General features: G+C 59.6%; 14 protein-coding genes and 1 pseudogene. 12 read left to right on the top strand and 3 right to left on the bottom strand.

From position 1 onward, the window contains the following. Positions 1–74: 74 nt before the first annotated feature. Positions 75–1,982, bottom strand: coding sequence for a sigma-54-dependent Fis family transcriptional regulator (locus tag H0Z09_RS13045; protein ID WP_186690990.1), 1,908 nt, complete (start codon positions 1,980–1,982; stop codon positions 75–77). 270 nt (positions 1,983–2,252) lie between these two features. Here H0Z09_RS13045 and H0Z09_RS13040 point away from each other — a divergent pair, with 270 nt between their 5' ends. From H0Z09_RS13040 to H0Z09_RS12995, 10 genes are all read left to right on the top strand, one after another. Next, a complete protein-coding gene (locus tag H0Z09_RS13040; RefSeq protein WP_186690989.1) occupies positions 2,253–3,773 on the top strand; it encodes an aldehyde dehydrogenase family protein in 1,521 nt (506 codons plus the stop codon). Positions 3,774–3,874: 101 nt separating this feature from the next. After that, a complete protein-coding gene (gene eat / locus H0Z09_RS13035; RefSeq protein WP_076952649.1) occupies positions 3,875–5,308 on the top strand; it encodes an ethanolamine permease in 1,434 nt (477 codons plus the stop codon). A gap of 52 nt (positions 5,309–5,360) precedes the next feature. Further along, positions 5,361–6,755: an ethanolamine ammonia-lyase subunit EutB gene (locus H0Z09_RS13030; RefSeq protein ID WP_186690988.1), complete on the top strand. Its 1,395-nt coding sequence runs from the start codon at positions 5,361–5,363 to the stop codon at positions 6,753–6,755. Further along, positions 6,752–7,585, top strand: a complete 834-nt coding sequence (gene eutC / locus H0Z09_RS13025) for an ethanolamine ammonia-lyase subunit EutC (RefSeq protein WP_186690987.1) — start codon at positions 6,752–6,754, stop codon at positions 7,583–7,585. Before H0Z09_RS13030 ends, eutC begins: the two co-directional genes overlap by 4 nt. A gap of 91 nt (positions 7,586–7,676) precedes the next feature. Continuing rightward, positions 7,677–8,135 carry a GNAT family N-acetyltransferase gene (locus tag H0Z09_RS13020; protein WP_076952646.1) on the top strand — a complete coding sequence of 153 codons (459 nt, stop codon included), beginning with the start codon at positions 7,677–7,679 and terminating at the stop codon, positions 8,133–8,135. A gap of 303 nt (positions 8,136–8,438) precedes the next feature. Continuing rightward, the gene (locus H0Z09_RS13015; RefSeq protein ID WP_169376721.1) at positions 8,439–9,095 is read left to right on the top strand and encodes a DedA family protein; all 657 of its coding nucleotides are present in this window, start codon (positions 8,439–8,441) and stop codon (positions 9,093–9,095) included. Positions 9,096–9,101: 6 nt separating this feature from the next. Continuing rightward, the gene (locus H0Z09_RS13010) at positions 9,102–9,917 is read left to right on the top strand and encodes a M90 family metallopeptidase (RefSeq protein ID WP_186690986.1); all 816 of its coding nucleotides are present in this window, start codon (positions 9,102–9,104) and stop codon (positions 9,915–9,917) included. A 109-nt stretch (positions 9,918–10,026) separates the two neighbouring features. Next, the gene (ppa, locus tag H0Z09_RS13005; protein ID WP_049711351.1) at positions 10,027–10,554 is read left to right on the top strand and encodes an inorganic diphosphatase; all 528 of its coding nucleotides are present in this window, start codon (positions 10,027–10,029) and stop codon (positions 10,552–10,554) included. Between the two features lie 213 nt (positions 10,555–10,767). Continuing rightward, a complete protein-coding gene (locus H0Z09_RS13000; RefSeq protein WP_186690985.1) occupies positions 10,768–11,544 on the top strand; it encodes a helix-turn-helix transcriptional regulator in 777 nt (258 codons plus the stop codon). Between the two features lie 557 nt (positions 11,545–12,101). Then, positions 12,102–13,223 carry a Fic family protein gene (locus H0Z09_RS12995; RefSeq protein WP_186690984.1) on the top strand — a complete coding sequence of 374 codons (1,122 nt, stop codon included), beginning with the start codon at positions 12,102–12,104 and terminating at the stop codon, positions 13,221–13,223. Positions 13,224–13,275: 52 nt separating this feature from the next. Here the strand turns inward: H0Z09_RS12995 and H0Z09_RS12990 are convergent, their stop codons facing one another. Then, positions 13,276–13,512 carry a hypothetical protein gene (locus H0Z09_RS12990; RefSeq protein ID WP_076952640.1) on the bottom strand — a complete coding sequence of 79 codons (237 nt, stop codon included), beginning with the start codon at positions 13,510–13,512 and terminating at the stop codon, positions 13,276–13,278. A 525-nt stretch (positions 13,513–14,037) separates the two neighbouring features. On the opposite strand from H0Z09_RS12990, the gene ycaC reads away from it, so the two are divergent. Next, complete coding sequence (gene ycaC / locus H0Z09_RS12985; protein WP_186690983.1) at positions 14,038–14,670, top strand: isochorismate family cysteine hydrolase YcaC; 633 nt, start codon at positions 14,038–14,040, stop codon at positions 14,668–14,670. A gap of 68 nt (positions 14,671–14,738) precedes the next feature. On the opposite strand, the pseudogene H0Z09_RS27330 reads toward ycaC, so the two are convergent. Continuing rightward, a pseudogene (locus H0Z09_RS27330) lies at positions 14,739–14,894 on the bottom strand (DUF1016 domain-containing protein); the annotation flags it as partial. Positions 14,895–15,110: 216 nt separating this feature from the next. Between H0Z09_RS27330 and H0Z09_RS12980 the strand changes: the two are divergent. Further along, on the top strand, positions 15,111–17,790 hold a 2,680-nt coding region (locus H0Z09_RS12980), incomplete at its 3' end, for a DUF6531 domain-containing protein (RefSeq protein WP_186690982.1).

Genomic DNA, 17,790 nt, shown 5'->3' with positions numbered 1-17,790 from the left:
CCGACTTCCGACAACTTACACACCACGGTCAAGTATTAACTTACACGCGAATAAAAGTTAAAAAACGCTGTAGGCTAAACTACCGAACCTCGTGAAATCTCGTACTTCCTTAACTTGCGGTACAACGTATTTCGGCTCACGCCCAATTGCGTTGCCGCATGGCTCATATGCCAGCGCTGTTGCTCCAGAGCGGCCAGCAAGGTTGACCGCTCGGCCTCTTCAAAGGGGGACAGCGAAGAAACACTTAACTGAGCGTGAGGCACACGAGCGTGACGAATCATCGGCGGTAAATTTTCCACCCCCACCTTGCCGTCTTCGCACAGCGCGACCAGCGTGCGTAATACCGTACGCAACTGTCGGACGTTGCCCGGCCAGGCAAACGCCAACAGCGCGTCACGCGCAGCCGGCTCTAGGCATACAGCGTGTTCACCGGCTTCCTGCGCCAGCAACAGGTCCAACAATTGCGATTTGTCACTGCGTTGACGCAACGCCGGCAGGGCAATTTCCAGGCCATTGAGACGGTAATACAAGTCCTCACGAAAGCCGCCGTCCTCTACCCGGGCCAGCAGATTGCGGTGGGTAGCGCTGATAATTCTGACGTTAACGGCTTGGGGCTCACCACCGATAGGCACGACCAATCGATCTTCCAGCACCCTGAGCAGACGGGTCTGCAGCGCGAGGGGCATATCGCCGATCTCGTCGAGGAACAGGGTGCCGCCATCCGCTTGCTGCAACTTGCCTTGCATGCCCTCTTTGCGCGCGCCGGTAAAGCTGCCGCCGCGATAGCCGAACAGTTCGCTTTCGATCAGGCTTTCCGGAATGGCGGCGCAGTTGAGTGCAACGAACGCCTTGTCGGCGCGCTGGCTGGCCTGATGCACCGCCTTGGCGAAGGCCTCTTTGCCGGAGCCGGTTTCGCCGATGATCAATAACGGCACGTCGCGCTCGAATACCCGCAGCGCCTTGCTGAAATCCTGCTGCAGCGCTGGATCGCCAAGGCAGATACCAGGCAGGCGCGGCCGCTCCAATGCGGCAGGCTTGGCGACGAACGCCGGGGGGCGGCGTGCCTGGCCGCGTAATGCCGCGAACAGCTGCCGCCCATCACGGGTACGCAACGGCCAACTGGCCGTGGCATTGGCGCTGGCGCGTTCGAGCAACTGGTCCAGGGAGCAGTCGAAAAACGCCTCCACCGGCTGCCCCAGCAAACGGCCACGCAACTGCCCCAGCAGGTTCAGCGCGCTCTGGTTGACCGCGCATACGCGTCCTTCGCCGTCGAATGCCAACAGTCCTTCGCTGAACAGCCCCACCGACTCCGCCTGCAGGTGAAAGCGCAGCAACCAGTGGTTTTCGAAATGACGCAGGAAGTAGCAACTCTCGATCATCTTCGCCGACAGGTTCACCAGCGCCATGGTATGGAACTGGCTCTGGCGCGACACCGCTTCGCGCGCCGAGGACACATCCAGCACCGCCAGCAGGTCGCCATGGGGGTCGAACACCGGGCTCGCCGAACAGGTCAACCCGGTGTGGCGACCACGGAAGTGCTCGTCGCGATGAATGGTCAGGGACTGGCGCTCCACCAGACAGGTGCCGATGCCATTGGTGCCTTCGCAGGCTTCGCTCCAATCGGCGCCCAGCCACAGCCCGGCTCGCTCGAAGATCTTGCGTTCGGACGGCGCGGTGACGCAGTTGAGGATCACCCCGCGCGCATCGGTCAACAGCACGGCATGACCCGCACCCGAGAGCTGTTGATGCAGGCTGTTCATCTCACTGCCGGCGATGTGCAGCACCTGTTGCAGGCGTTCGCGGCTTTCCAGCAGGCGGCCATGTTCAAGCACGGTGGGAGCAATGGTTTGGGCAGGGTCGAGGTGGTAGTCCTCCAGGCAACGCAGCCAGGAGCGGGCGATGGACGGGTCGCTTGACGGGTCGCGGCCATGGGCCACGGTGAGCACCTGCTGGGCATGCCGGCTGAAATGATCGTTGTGCATTTCTTATTATTCTCCCTGCGTGAGAACGCCCAGCATCCCTCAGCCATCCAGGCAATGCAATCCCGGGCCGGCCCACCGGTCACTGGCTGTACCGGTTATGGCACAAACTGTCACCCTGCCTGTACCACGGTCGTGACAGTCACGCCTTGCGACAACTCCAACCCCTTGAGTTTGCTGGCCCGTACAGCAGTGGCCCAACCTTTGCTCTACGCTTTATCAAGCGCTTTGCGCTGCGCTCCCAATAAACATAAAAGCCAGGAGATACCCACCATGCGTTACGCACACCCCGGCACTGAAGGTGCCATCGTTTCGTTCAAGGCCAAGTACGGCAACTACATCGGCGGCGAATTCGTTGCGCCGGCCGATGGCAACTATTTCACCAACACTTCGCCGGTCAACGGCAAGCCAATCGCTGAATTCCCGCGCTCCACTGCCAAGGACATCGACAAGGCACTGGACGCAGCCCATGCCGCCGCCGACGCCTGGGGCAAGACCTCGGCCCAGGACCGTTCGCTGGTCCTGTTGAAAATCGCCGACCGCATCGAACAGAACCTCGAACTGCTGGCCATCACCGAAACCTGGGACAATGGCAAGGCCGTGCGCGAAACCCTCAACGCCGACATCCCATTGGCCGCTGACCACTTCCGTTATTTCGCAGGCTGCATCCGCGCCCAGGAAGGCACCAGCGCCGAGATCAACGAACACACCGCGTCCTATCACTTCCATGAACCGCTGGGCGTGGTCGGCCAGATCATCCCGTGGAACTTCCCGCTGCTGATGGCCGCCTGGAAACTCGCCCCGGCCCTGGCCGCCGGCAACTGCGTAGTGCTCAAGCCGGCCGAGCAAACCCCGCTGGGCATCAACGTGCTGATGGAATTGATCGGCGACCTGCTGCCCCCGGGCGTGCTCAACGTGGTGCACGGTTTCGGCAAGGAAGCCGGCGAAGCGCTGGCCACCAGCAAACGCATCGCCAAGATCGCGTTCACCGGCTCGACCCCGGTGGGCTCGCACATCATGCATGCGGCGGCCGAGAACATTATTCCGTCCACCGTCGAGCTGGGCGGCAAGTCGCCGAACATCTTCTTCGCCGACATCATGAAAGCCGAACCTTCGTTCATCGAAAAGGCCGCTGAAGGCCTGGTGCTGGCTTTCTTCAACCAGGGCGAAGTGTGCACCTGCCCTTCCCGCGCGCTGGTGGAAGAGTCGATCTACGACGACTTCATGAAAGTGGTTATGAAGAAAGTCGAGCAGATCAAACGCGGCGACCCGCTGGACACCGACACCATGGTCGGCGCCCAGGCGTCCGAGCAGCAGTTCGACAAGATCCTGTCCTACCTGGAAATCGCCAAGGGCGAAGGCGCGCAACTGCTCACCGGCGGCAAGGTCGAGAAGCTCGAAGGCGATATGGCCGGCGGCTATTACATCCAGCCGACCCTGCTCAAGGGCACCAACGAAATGCGCGTGTTCCAGGAAGAAATCTTCGGCCCGGTGGTGAGTATCACCACATTCAAGGACGAAGCCGAAGCCCTGGCGATTGCCAACGACACCGAGTTCGGCCTGGGCGCAGGCGTGTGGACCCGCGACATCAACCGCGCCTACCGCATGGGCCGGGCGATCAAGGCGGGCCGCGTGTGGACCAACTGCTACCACCTGTACCCGGCGCATGCCGCGTTCGGCGGTTACAAGAAGTCTGGCGTGGGCCGTGAGACGCACAAGATGATGTTGGATCACTACCAGCAGACCAAGAACTTGCTGGTGAGTTACGACATTAATCCGTTGGGCTTTTTCTAACCAACCTCCCGTCCCACATTTAGTTCTTCACAAGTACTTGCAACTGCATTCGGCACACAGAGGCCGAGTTAAAAACAATAACAAACGAAAGGTACTTCCCTATGCCTAGCGAACCCACTGGATCCTCCGTCGACTTCGAAAAAGTCGACTCCCAATATTTCCAACAACGCGAACTGAAAAAAGGCGCCGCCGGCTGGGTGCTTCTGGTTGGCCTGGGTGTCGCCTACGTGATTTCCGGCGACTACGCCGGCTGGAACTTCGGCCTGGCCCAGGGCGGCTGGGGCGGGATGTTCCTCGCCACATTACTGATGGCCACCATGTACTTGTGCATGTGTTTTTCCCTGGCCGAGCTGTCTTCCATGATCCCCACCGCAGGGGGTGGCTACGGCTTTGCCCGCAGCGCCTTTGGCCCTTGGGGCGGGTTCCTCACCGGCACCGCCATCCTGATCGAATACGCCATCGCCCCCGCCGCCATCGCAGTGTTTATTGGTGCCTATTGCGAGTCGCTGTTCGGTATCGGCGGCTGGATGATTTACCTGGCGTTCTACATCATCTTTATCGGCATCCACATTTTCGGCGTCGGCGAAGCCTTGAAGCTGATGTTTGTGATCACCGCCGTGGCCGCGATTGCCCTGGGCGTATTCCTGGTGGCGATGGTGCCGCACTTCAACGTCGCCAACCTGCTGGATATCCCGGTGAGCGAAGCCAAGGGCGCCAGCAGCTTCCTGCCGTTCGGCTATGTGGGGGTGTGGGCGGCGATTCCCTATGCCATCTGGTTTTTTCTCGCGGTAGAGGGCGTGCCCCTGGCGGCTGAAGAAACCAAGAACCCGAAACGCGACCTGCCGCGCGGCTTGATCGGCGCCATTGTGGTGCTGACCAGCTTTGCCCTGCTGATCCTCGTCATCGCTCCGGGCGGCGCCGGCACGTATGCACTGGTCAAATCCGGCAACCCACTGGTGGAAGCGCTGGCCCTGGCCTACGGCGGTTCGACCTGGATGGGCAGCTTCGTCAACCTGGTCGGCCTGGCCGGGCTGATCGCCAGCTTCTTCTCGATCATCTACGCCTATTCGCGGCAGATCTTCGCGCTGTCCCGTGCCGGCTACCTGCCGCGCAAGCTGTCCCAGACCAACAAAAGCAAGGCGCCGGTACTGGCCTTGGTCATCCCCGGCATCATCGGTTTTGGCCTGTCGCTGACCGGCCAGGGTGATTTGCTGATCCTGGTGGCGGTGTTTGGCGCGACCATTTCCTATGTATTGATGATGGCCGCGCACATCACCCTGCGCATCCGCCGCCCCAAAATGGATCGCCCCTACCGCACGCCGGGCGGCATCTTCACTTCGGGCGTCGCGCTGGTACTGGCCTGCGTGGCCGTAGTGGCGGGCTTTCTGGTGGATCCGCGGGTGGTGATTGGCGCCGCGATCATCTATGGAGTATTAATTGCTTACTTTGCTTTCTACAGCCGGCATCACTTGGTAGCGGGCACGCCCGAAGAGGAATTCGCGGCGATCCAGGCCGCAGAGGCCGCCCTGCACTGAATGCCGTAAACCTCGACGCGGGCAGCTGCTCGCGTCGTCAAGGAGACTCTGTATGGCAAGCTTTTCCCACGCGGTGGGCGCACAGACCTACCGCTTCGACAGCCTCAAGGACGTGATGGCCAAGGCCAGCCCCGCACGCTCCGGGGACTTTCTCGCCGGTGTCGCGGCGCAGAACGACGGCGAGCGGGTGGCGGCGCAGATGGCGCTGGCGAACATCCCGCTCAAACACTTTCTGCAGGAAGTGCTGATCCCCTATGAAAGCGACGAAGTCACCCGACTGATCATCGACACCCACGATAAGCAGGCGTTTGCCACCGTCAGCCACCTGACCGTCGGCGGCCTGCGTGACTGGCTGCTCAGCGACGCCGCCGATGAACAATCCCTACGCGCATTGGCGCCGGGGCTGACACCGGAAATGGCCGCCGCCGTGTCCAAGATCATGCGCGTGCAGGACCTGGTCCTGGTGGCGCAGAAGATCCGCGTGGTCACGCAATTTCGCGGCACGATGGGCCTGCGCGGGCGTTTATCCACACGACTGCAACCCAACCATCCCACGGACGAGCCGGCGGGCATCGCCGCGAGCATCCTCGACGGCCTGCTGTACGGCAACGGCGACGCCATGATCGGCATCAACCCGGCCACCGACAGCACCGCCTCGATCTGCGCCATGCTGGAGATGCTCGACGCGATCATCCAGCGCTATGAGATCCCGACCCAGGCCTGCGTGCTGACCCACGTCACCACCTCCATTGAGGCGATCAATCGTGGCGTGCCGCTGGACCTGGTGTTCCAGTCGATTGCCGGCACCGAAGCGGCCAACGCCAGTTTCGGCATCAGCCTGAGCCTGCTGCAGGAAGGTTACGACGCGGGCTTGAGCCTCAATCGCGGCACGCTCGGCCAGAACCTGATGTATTTCGAAACCGGCCAGGGCAGCGCCTTGTCGGCCAATGCGCACTCTGGCGTCGACCAGCAAACCTGCGAAACCCGCGCCTATGCGGTGGCGCGGCACTTCAAGCCGTTTCTGGTGAACACCGTGGTGGGTTTTATCGGCCCCGAGTACCTGTACAACGGCAAGCAGATCATCCGCGCGGGCCTGGAAGACCACTTCTGCGGCAAGTTACTCGGCGTGCCCATGGGTTGCGACATCTGCTACACCAACCACGCCGAAGCCGACCAGGACGACATGGACACGCTGCTGACCCTGCTGAGCGTGGCCGGGATCAACTTCATCATGGGCATCCCCGGTTCCGACGACATCATGCTCAACTACCAGACCACCTCGTTCCACGACGCCTTGTATGCCCGCCAGACATTGGGCTTGAAACCCGCGCCGGAGTTTGAACAGTGGCTGGCAAAGATGGGCATCTTCACGCAAGCCGACGGCAAGGTGCGCTTCGGCAACAGCCTGCCGCCGGCGTTCCGCCACGCCTTGGCGCAACTGGGATGAAGGAGCCGCCCGTGCAACTCGACCTGCCTGACAACCCATGGCTGGAACTGCGCCGCCTCACCCCGGCGCGCATTGCGCTGGGCCGCACCGGCACCAGCCTTCCCACCAGCGCGCAGCTGGATTTCCAATTCGCCCACGCCCAGGCGCGCGACGCGGTGCACTTGCCGTTTGACCATGCCGGCCTCAGCCGCCAATTGGCCGAACGCGGCCGCGACAGCCTGCTGCTGCACAGTGCCGCCGCCGACCGGCACAGCTACCTGCAACGCCCGGACCTGGGGCGGCGGCTCAGTAACGATTCGGCACAGGCCTTGCGTGATCACGCCTCGGCCAATCCCGGCGGCGTAGACCTGGCGGTGGTGGTGGCCGATGGTTTATCGGCGCTGGCCGTGCATAAACATACCTTGCCGTTCCTGGCGCGACTGGAGGAACACACCGACGCCGAGGGCTGGTCCTTGTCGCCGGCGATCCTGGTAGAGCAGGGCCGCGTGGCGGTGGCGGATGAAATCGGGCATTTGCTCGGCGCCAAAATGGTGGTGATCCTGATCGGCGAACGGCCCGGCCTCAGCTCGCCGGACAGCCTGGGCCTGTATTTCACCTACAACCCCAAGGTCGGTCTCACCGACGCCTATCGCAATTGCATCTCCAACGTGCGCCTGGAAGGCCTCAGCTACGGCATGGCGGCCCATCGCCTGCTGTACCTGATGCGAGAGGCATGTCGCAGGCAGTTGTCGGGGGTCAATCTCAAGGACGAGGCGCAGGTTCAGACCCTCGAGTCCGACGATCCGGACCTGATGAAAGGTAACTTCCTGCTCAGCCCGCCGCAGGACTGATCGCTGCACGATTGCGCTTTTTCGCACCTTTAGGCAGCATCGAATCACGGCCGCGCGCGTGGTCATACCCATTAGGAAGTTGAGGCCTGGCATGCGGATTACTCAAGCGACCCTGGAACACTTGGACCTGTTGACCCCGTTGTTCGTCAAATACCGCGAGTTCTACGGGGCCCTGCCCTTCCCGGATTCGTCGCGAGCCTTTCTGGAAAAACGCCTGCGCCGCAAGGAATCGGTGATTTACCTGGCGCTGGCGGATGATGACGACAAACGGCTGCTGGGGTTTTGCCAGCTGTATCCGAGCTTTTCATCGTTGTCGCTCAAGCGCGTGTGGATTCTTAACGACATCTATGTCGCCGAAGATGCGCGACGCCAATTGGTGGCGGACAACCTGATACGCACGGCGAAGAAGATGGCCAAGGAAACCCACGCGGTGCGGCTGCGGGTGTCAACCAGCAGCGATAACGAAGTGGCGCAGAAGACGTATGAGTCGATCGGGTTTCGCGAGGACACCGAATTCAAGAACTACACGTTGCCTATCAACGAAGACTGACCGCACTAGCCCAAACACCACAACTCCCCCTGTGGGAGCGGGCTTGCTCGCGAAAGCGGTGGGTCAGTTATAAATTGTCTGACTGAAGCACCGCTTTCGCGAGCAAGCCCGCTCCCACATTTAAACCGCGTGTGCCAAGAGAACCGAGACATCCCCCGCTACAAAACCAACACGCTTTTCACCTCTCAATCCGTATAATGCGGACCTTTCAGGGTTGTAAGAAATGCGGCATACACTTGTAGCCTTATTACCCGAGCTTCCGCACAGGCCTGCAGAGCCGGGCCATTCACACAGGTGCCATCCATGGATTTCAACCCGCTCGACCTTATCCTGCATCTCGATGTTTACCTCGACCTGCTGGTAACCAATTACGGTCCGTGGATCTACGCCATTCTGTTCCTGGTCATTTTTTGCGAAACCGGCCTGGTGGTCATGCCGTTCCTGCCAGGTGATTCGTTGCTGTTTATCGCCGGCGCCGTGGCTGCAGGCGGGGGCATGGACCCGGTGCTGCTGGGTGGCCTGTTGATGCTCGCGGCTATCCTCGGCGACAGCACCAACTACGTGATCGGGCGAACGGTGGGCGAACGCTTGTTCAATAACCCGAACTCGAAAATCTTCCGCCGCGACTACCTGCAAAAAACCCACGAGTTCTACGACAAGCACGGCGGCAAAACCGTGACCCTGGCGCGCTTCCTGCCGATTCTACGCACCTTTGCGCCGTTCGTTGCCGGCATCGCGAAAATGCCTTACCCGCGCTTCTTCGGTTTCAGCGTGCTCGGCACCATCCTCTGGGTAGGCGGCCTGGTGACCCTGGGCTACTTCTTCGGCAACGTGCCGTTCATCAAGAAAAACCTGTCGCTGCTGGTGGTGTTCATCATCCTGCTGTCGCTGGTGCCGATGATCATTGGCGTGTTCCGCAGCCGCTTTGGCCGTGCGTCCTCCGAAGCCAAGCAGCAGTAACCCATCATGTGGTCCCTCAGCGCCTGGCGTCGCCAGCGCTTGCTGGCCAAGCACCCGATTGCCGATGACACCTGGCAGCGGGTGCGCGAGCACCTCACCTTTCTCGACGGCATCAGCCCCGAGCAGGACCAGTGGCTGCGCGAAGCGTGCGTGCTGTTCCTCGCCGACAAACACCTTACCGCCCTGCCCGGCGTCGAACTGCACCAGGAACAACGCCTGCTGCTCGCCGCCCAGGCGCAACTGCCGCTGATGCATCTGGGCGACCTCGACTGGTACCAGGGCTTTCACGAAATCGTGCTGTACCCCGACGACTTCGTCAGCCCCCAGCGCCATCGCGACAGCAGCGGCATCGAACACGAATGGGACGGCGAACACAGCGGCGAAGCCTGGCAACAGGGCCCGGTGATCCTGGCCTGGCCCGGCGTACTGGCCAGTGGCAACTGGGAAGGCTACAACCTGGTCATCCACGAACTGGCGCACAAGCTCGACATGCTCAACGGCGACGCCAACGGCCTGCCGCCGCTGCACAACGACATGCGCGTGCAGGAATGGGCCAGCGTGATGCAAAGCGCCTACGACGACCTCAATCGCCAACTGGACGCCAACCCGAACGCCGACACCGAGATCGACCCCTACGCTGCGGAAAACCCGGCGGAATTCTTCGCCGTCACCAGCGAATATTTTTTCAGCGCCCCGGACCTGCTGGCTAACAGTTATCCACAGGTGTACGCCCAACTCAGCCGCTTTTACCGCCAGGATCCACTGGCCCGCCTCGCCCAACTGCAAGCCAGTGACCCGCGTTATCAACCACAAGGCGAATGACCGTACGACGTCTGGCGCATGGCATCGGCGCCGGAATATGCCTATAATCGCCGCCACTTTTAGGCCAATCCGGCCATGTCATATGGCCAACTAACGGGGGCAACGCCCAATGAGCTACAGCAAGATTCCGGCTGGCAAAGACCTGCCGAACGACATCTACGTCGCCATCGAGATTCCGGCCAACCACGCGCCGATCAAATACGAAATCGACAAAGACAGCGACTGCCTGTTCGTTGACCGTTTCATGGCCACCCCCATGTTCTACCCGGCCAACTACGGTTTTATCCCCAACACCCTGGCTGACGACGGCGACCCCCTCGACGTGCTGGTGGTAACCCCTTACCCCGTCACCCCAGGCTCGGTCATCCGCGCCCGCCCGGTCGGCATCCTGAACATGACCGACGACGGCGGCGGCGACGCCAAGGTTATCGCGGTCCCCCACGACAAGCTGTCCCAGTTGTACGTGGACGTGAAGGAATACACCGACCTGCCGCCCCTGCTGCTGGAACAGATCAAGCACTTCTTCGAGAACTACAAAGATCTCGAAAAAGGCAAATGGGTGAAGATCGACGGTTGGGGCGACGCAGAAGCCGCCCGCGCCGAGATCATGAAGTCGGTCGCCGCCTACAAAGGCTGATACCTGCTCTTCATTGCCTGCGCAATTGAAAAAGCCCCGATCATTCGGGGCTTTTTTGTGGAAAAAATTAAACGACAAGTTCAATATTTTATAAACACCGTTTAACTAGCGCCTGATTCTGAAGTATCAAGCTACAACTAAGCAAAAGCCTACACGCGCAACTCAACGCATGGTTTATTTGATCTGTAAATCCCGCCAGTAAACTCTGCGTTTATGAATACATCAGGTGATCGTTTAAAAGCGTTACTGCGGGAAGTTCATCTTTCCGCCTCCGACTTCGCCAAGAACCGCGGTGTCACGCCTCAACACGTGAACAACTGGTTCAAGCGCGGTGTACCCATGGGCCGACTCAACGAGATCGCAGAATTGCTCTGCGTCTCCAGCCGTTGGCTGCGCACCGGCGAAGGCCCCAAACACCCACCGGCCAACTTCCTGCTGGAAGGCCCGGACACCCGAAAAGGACTGCCCACACTGCGCGAAGGAAGCGGCAAATACCTCACAGGCCCCGCCTGCACCCCGGAAAAAATCGACGTGGAGATCGACCTCCACGCCTCATTCACCTCAACCGAACGCATCCGCATTTCCCTGCACACCTTCGAAACCCTCAACGTAAACCCCGACCGCGCCCTGGGCGCCTACATGGTCGACAACAGCATGATCGACATCATCCAACAAGGCGCCACCCTCGCCGTGGACCGAGGCCGCACCCAAATCATCGACGGCGAGATCTACGCCGTAGAACACGACGGCATGCTGCGCATCAAATACCTCTACAACCGACCCGGAGGTGGTTTGCGCATGCGTAGCCACAATGCCGGCGAACATCCGGATGAATACCTTACGTACGAACAACGCTTTGAGCAGAACTTCCAGATTCTGGGCTGGGTGTTCTGGTGGTCCACGCTGAACAACCGCAGGCCACCGGTGCCGCTGGATGATCACCTGTTGGGCTGGGAAGGCTCTAAATCGGATCCGGAGGTGGGCAACTGAGATGGATGTGGGTATCATGCGCCGCACATTTGGCAGGGGGTGGCTTGAAGCTATTCACCCTGCTCGGCGATGCGGAGGAGTTCCCGCGGATGCCCCTACTATTCAGCCCGACGCGATGTGGGCTGAGCGATTTGAAGGCTGGTGAGGTTTGTCAAAAACAAGCTGAAGCAGTCAGCGAGAAGCCGGCCACAAGCCGGCTTTTTAATGTCTGAAGAATCTCGCATTCGCAAGTCGATGGCTCAATGCCCATTGACTAAACTCGCCCTAACCTCGTCAAGCTAACGTGACTTACGCATTTATGTGCCGGCCTTGCACACTTCAACTCAGATAACGGATTAGGCCACTGCATCTGCGGCCCTTTTTTTTTGCAAATACCGTGGAGAGCCTCGCAGGCCTTATCCGACATGTCGCTAACAGCGACACAAACGCGAAACGTGTCGCAAAAACCAAAAAACAGCGACACGATAGGCACACGTGCTTACACTGACGACATGAAAAAAGACGCTTATACGGGCGTTCTCGCCTTTAACTGTACGACCTAGTGAGCGCGCGCTCCCATGACTAAACCTCATCTTCCCTGGCAGGCCGATAAGCCCTACAACCAGCTTCCGCCATTGCCGCCGACTGCTGAGCTTGAAACTCGAGCAGTACTTAAACGCTGTATTGAAGCCCGTGCAGCCCTGGCTGAATTGAAACAGGCGGCCGAGCTGATCCCTAATCAAACGATGCTTATCAATACCATCCCTTTGCTTGAAGCCAAGGACAGCTCCGAGATCGAAAGTATCGTCACTACTACGGACTTGCTCTTCCAGCACGCCCAGGATGGCGCCAACCATGCAGACCCCGCAACCAAGGAAGCACTGCGTTACCGCAAGGCTCTGCATAACGGTTACCAATCGTTGGCTGAGCGACCACTGTCCACCGGCACGGCCGTAGAGATATGTCGCACGCTCAAGGGCGTAAACATGGACATCCGCCGAGTGCCAGGCGTCCAACTCGCCAATGATCGTACCGGCGAGATTATCTACACCCCACCAGAGGGCGAAGATCGCTTACGCGACTTGCTCGCCAACTGGGAACGTTTCCTGCACAACGAGACCGACCTCGATCCTCTCGTGCGAATGGCAGTAGGGCACTACCAATTCGAGGCAATTCATCCTTTCACCGACGGCAACGGTCGTACTGGGCGAGTGCTCAATACTCTGTATCTGATCCAGGAAGGTCTGCTGAATCTACCGATTCTTTACCTTAGCCATTTCATCATTGCGCATAGGGCCGATTACTACCGGCTTCTGCTTGACGTCACACGCAATCAAGCCTGGGAACCCTGGCTGCTGTATATGCTCACCGCGGTGGAAGAAACCGCTCGCTGGACCAGCGCCAAAATTGCCGCCATTCGTAGCCTTTCCGAACACACCAGCCAGTTTGTTCGCGAGCGTCTGCCAAAAACCTACTCCCGTGAACTGGTGGATGTAATTTTCGAACAGCCTTACTGCCGCATTACCAACGTCGTCGATAAACAGATTGCTCAGCGCCAGGCCGCCGCTCGCTACCTCAAAGACTTGGTCTCCATTGGTGTTTTGCGAGAGGTTCAGGTCGGCAAAGAGAAGCTCTTCATTCATCCCAAGCTGATGCAACTGCTAATTCGCGAAAGCAACGAATTTAGGCTCTATGACTGAACAGTAAGAATTAAGTCGCCTGAACGGTGAAGCCCGAACAGGCGACTTCGACTTACCTAAGCTGCATACACTCCACAGCCCGATCCGCCACCATCTTCGCCATCTCCACCAAATGCATCACCGCCCTTTGCGGTGCACCTTGCGGCTCCCCGAGCATCTGCGACGTCGCCACCGCACACTGCAGCAGCTCAGCCACACGCACCCAGGCATCCTCAAAGCTCAGTTCTTCATTAACAACAAATGGCTTGGTCGCAGCCGATGGCGGGGAACCCGAAACAACGTTATCCATAGCAAACCTCCAATCGATAATTTGGAGCTGCCACTTCCCGCGACTAAACAAAAGGCGGCAGCTGTACGCAGGTTAGTCGACCGGTCGATTGGAAACCCGGCGCACCCGAAGGTGCCCTGCGTACAGCCACCATAAGATGCAGGCGAAGGGGTGCCTGACTCATGAGTTGCTCATACGCCAATCGAATCCGGGCGACTAAACCCGATCACTGAATGTGCAGTGATAATCCGCAGCCTAGTCCCCCATCCCCGCTGGCGCAATGCGGTTGGGATTCTCTCGGAAACGTCCTGCAAATGAAAGGGAGAGGCCCTGCTGGCCACTCAAGATCAGGGCCCCAACCAGACAGCAATCACTCGCTACCTAGAGTTGTGCAACAGGCTGCTGCACAAACCGCCAAATCCAATCGTCCCTTTTAAGTTGACAGTAAGACGCCTTCCAGCCGATTTATCACCCAGCTTCTACCCATTAATCTGTGCCCATGTTGAACGCAACGCCCAACCAACCTAAACAAAAAAGGATTCAACCATGAGCACTCCAACCTACAACCGCCTCAACAAAGACGACGCCGTAGTTTTGCTGGTCGATCACCAAACCGGCCTGATTTCCCTGGTGCAGGACTTCTCGCCCAACGAGTTCAAGAACAACGTGCTGGCCCTGGCCGACCTGGCCAAGTTCTTCAACCTGCCGACCATCCTCACCACCAGCTTTGAACAAGGCCCAAACGGCCCGCTCGTTCCAGAGTTGAAAGAGATGTTCCCGGACGCGCCGTACATCGCCCGCCCTGGCCAGATCAATGCGTGGGACAACGAAGACTTCGTCAAGGCGATCAAAGCCACCGGCCGTAAGCAGATCATCATTGCCGGTGTGGTCACGGATGTGTGCGTCGCGTTCCCGACCTTGTCGGCACTGGCGGAAGGGTTTGATGTGTTTGTGGTGACCGATGCATCGGGCACGTTCAATACCACGGTGCAGCAGGCGGCGTGGAGCCGGATGACCCAGGCGGGTGCGCAGTTGATGAACTGGTTCTCGGTGGCGTGTGAGCTGCATCGCGACTGGCGTAACGATATTGAAGGGTTGGGGAATTTGCTGTCGCAGCGGATTCCTAACTATCGGAACTTGATGAATGGGTATGCCGCGCTGACGGCGCATCAGAAGTAAGTAAGCAAAGCCGTACGACAAGCCTGCCCTTAGAAGCAGGCTTTCGCCGTTATTTTGCCAGTTCTCAGCTGACCACTGCGCTCCAGCAGACGGTTTTCGATGGGCATCACCAGCGTGTTGCGCGACCAGTTGTGCTCGATTGCCTGGCTAACGCATCAGCGTCGGGTTTCGGGGCCGGGGAGTTTATCCAGCAGAGCCAGTTGGTGATACCTGGGCAACTGTGCAAGCCTTGGTACCTCCCTGTTCGGCCTGGCGGATCAGAATATCGGGGCAAATGCTCGTCAATCAGTATGGTCGCTATTTGACGTAGCTCTTCAGCGCGAGTTAGCGCTGACTTTGGCAGCCCCTTCGTAAGCCCAATCTGATTTTCCCAACCGTTCATCCAGTAGCTTTTCGCTGCGGCATTCTCCGACGCCTTGCCCCTCGTTGAGGCGTCACGGATGACCCACGCTGCCCACATTGCCCTTATCGAATTTGAGCTCAATGGCTTTCATCAGAGCCTGGAGGTTTATCGCCAGCAGATGAACGCCTGGTATTCCCGTGCGCTGGATTCAGTGAGCCATGCGATGGACATGCCGTCATTGCTGGGGATGGATCGGGTGGTGCGGGTGGGGGATTCGCAGCGTTCCGTGAGTATTTCCGACTCTGAATTTGCCACCGTGGCCCAGTGCCCGGTGGGCGGCGAGCTGAAGATCGAGAGTCTGTTCGAGTCGGTGTATGACGTGCCGATCGGCAATATCCCGGTTGAGGTGATCGGACTGGATGACGGTAGTTCCAGCCTGATTATGCTGGATGAACAGGGCAAAGGCTCGCACTACTGCGCGGCGGGCGGGCGCTATCAGGTGCGGGTGCAGGGCGGCGTTTCTACCGAGCAGGTGGACGCGTTGTTTGCCTCTTACGCCGGGCTGATGGGGGATCTGGAGCGCTGGCTTCGGTCGCAGTGGTCTGGTTTCAAGCCGCATTGGGAGCGCTCTACCGTCAGCGCGATTGGCAGCGGCGTGCTGGCGGGCAGTTGGGCCGCGATTCGCGATGTGTGGGACAGCATCAAGCTGGTGCAGGCGATTCTTGAAGACCCGTTGAAATTCGTCGAGCAATTGGGTGATCAGGCCGCCCAGTTGGCGCGGATCGCTATGGATGCGCCCAAGGTCATGGAACAGGCGATGTTGCTGGCCAGTGATGAAGCGGCGCTGTTCCTGATGCTGCGCACGGCGATGATCTGGTTGGCCGCATTGCCGCCCAGTGATATTGCTGAGGTGGTCGCCGGTTTCGTGGTGTCGTTGCTGATTGACCTGGTAATTGGCGCAGTATTGACCATCGCGTTGCCAGCGGCGGGCGTGGCGTATTTGAGCTTGCGGCTGAGCAAGTATGGCGCTCGGATTTTTGAGGCTGCGGTGGGCTTTGTTAAGGGTCTTTTAGGGATTCTGACGCAGTTCATGCAGGCGGTGGATCGCTACAAGGCCGTCGCGGTGCGCGGGGTGGTTGGCGGGCTGAAGCAAGGTACGCTGCAGATGCGCTGGAAGGCGCGGCAGAACGCGGTGCTGAAGCAGATAGAGCATGTCGACGATGTGCCTGCTGTTGCTAAGAATCCGGCTGGGGATGCGGCGGCGGCTTCGGATAAGACCGCGACCAACGGTTGCCCGGTGTCGATGGTCACGGGCGAGGAATTGCTGACGCTGACCGATGGGGTGCTGGACGGGGTTTTGCCGTTTGAGTGGGCTCGGTTGTATCGCACCAGTGCGGTGGAAGTGGATGGCGGGTTGGGGTTCGGCTGGAGTCATTCTTTATCGCATCGGCTGAGGGTTTCCGCTGATTCGGTGGTGTGGGTCGATCATGAGAACCGGTCGACTGCCCTGCCCTTGCCGTCTGCTGCTCGGCCGGCGATTACCAATAGCCTGGCGGAAGCGGCGATTTATCTGGGGGCGTTGCCGGATGAACTGGTGCTGGCGCAAGCGTCACGGTTCTATCACTTTCGCGGCGGTGTGCTGACGGCGATCAGTGATGCGTATGACAACCGGCTGCGCATTTCCCGGGATTTTTTGGGGCGCATCGAGCGGGTTGATAACGGCGTCGGGCGTTCGCTGTTTTTGCGCTATGCGTCGGGGCGCATCGTGGCGGTGGACTACCAGATTGAGCGGGCGGTCGACGAGGGTCCGTTTGTCTGGGTGACCGAGCAAAACGTTGTTTCCTACGCCTATGACGACATTGGACGGCTGGTTTCGGCGACCAATGCCGTAGGGGAGAGTGAGGTTTATCGGTACGACGAACAGCACGTCATTCTTGAGCGTGGTTTGGCCGGTGGGGCGAGTTTTTATTGGGAATGGGAGCGGACTGGCAAAGCGGCGCGGTGTGTTCGGCATTGGGCCAGCTTTTCGCAGATGGATACGCGGTATGCCTGGGGCGATGACGGCAGCGTTGTCGTTCATAACGTCGATGGCAGCCAGGAAGTGTATGTCCATGATGCTCGGGCGCGGCTGGTACAGCGGGTCGACCCGGATGGCGCTCAGCACTTCAAATCCTATGACGACAACGGCCGGCTGACGGTTGAGCAGGACCCACTCGGGGCGATCACGGCGTATCAGTACGACGAAGCTGGACGCTTGGTGGCGTTGTTTCCGGGGGACGATGAGCCGACTTCCTACGAGCATGACAACGGTTTCGTGCGGGTGGTGCGGCGTGGTGAAGCGGTCTGGAAATATGAGCGTAATGAACAGGGCGACGTTACGCGTAAGACCGATCCCGCCGGTAACTCTACCGACTACAGCTACAACAAATACGGACAACTGATTGGCGTTTGGTACCCCGATCACAGCTGTCATCGCTTGGTGTGGAATGCGCGCGGCCAGTTGCTTGAAGAGCAACTGCCGAATGGCGGCGTGAAGCGCTATCGCTACGACGATCTAGGCCGGCAAATTGCGCGCGAAGACGAACACGGCGCCCTGACGCAGTATCAGTGGGATGCCGCAGGCCGCTTGCTGAAACTGACTCAGCCCGGTGGCGCCACACGGGAATACAGCTACAACGCCTACGGCAAAATCACCTCCGAACGCGACGAACTGGGCCACGTCACCCGCTACGAATACGCCGACGGCCTGCACCTGATCAGCCGCCGCATCAATGCCG

Source organism: Pseudomonas sp. SWRI18 (genome assembly GCF_014268345.1).
Taxonomy (GTDB): Bacteria; Pseudomonadota; Gammaproteobacteria; order Pseudomonadales; family Pseudomonadaceae; genus Aquipseudomonas; species Aquipseudomonas cedrina.
Note: the sequence above shows the minus strand (reverse complement) of the source record. Positions and strands in the feature narration are given on the sequence as shown.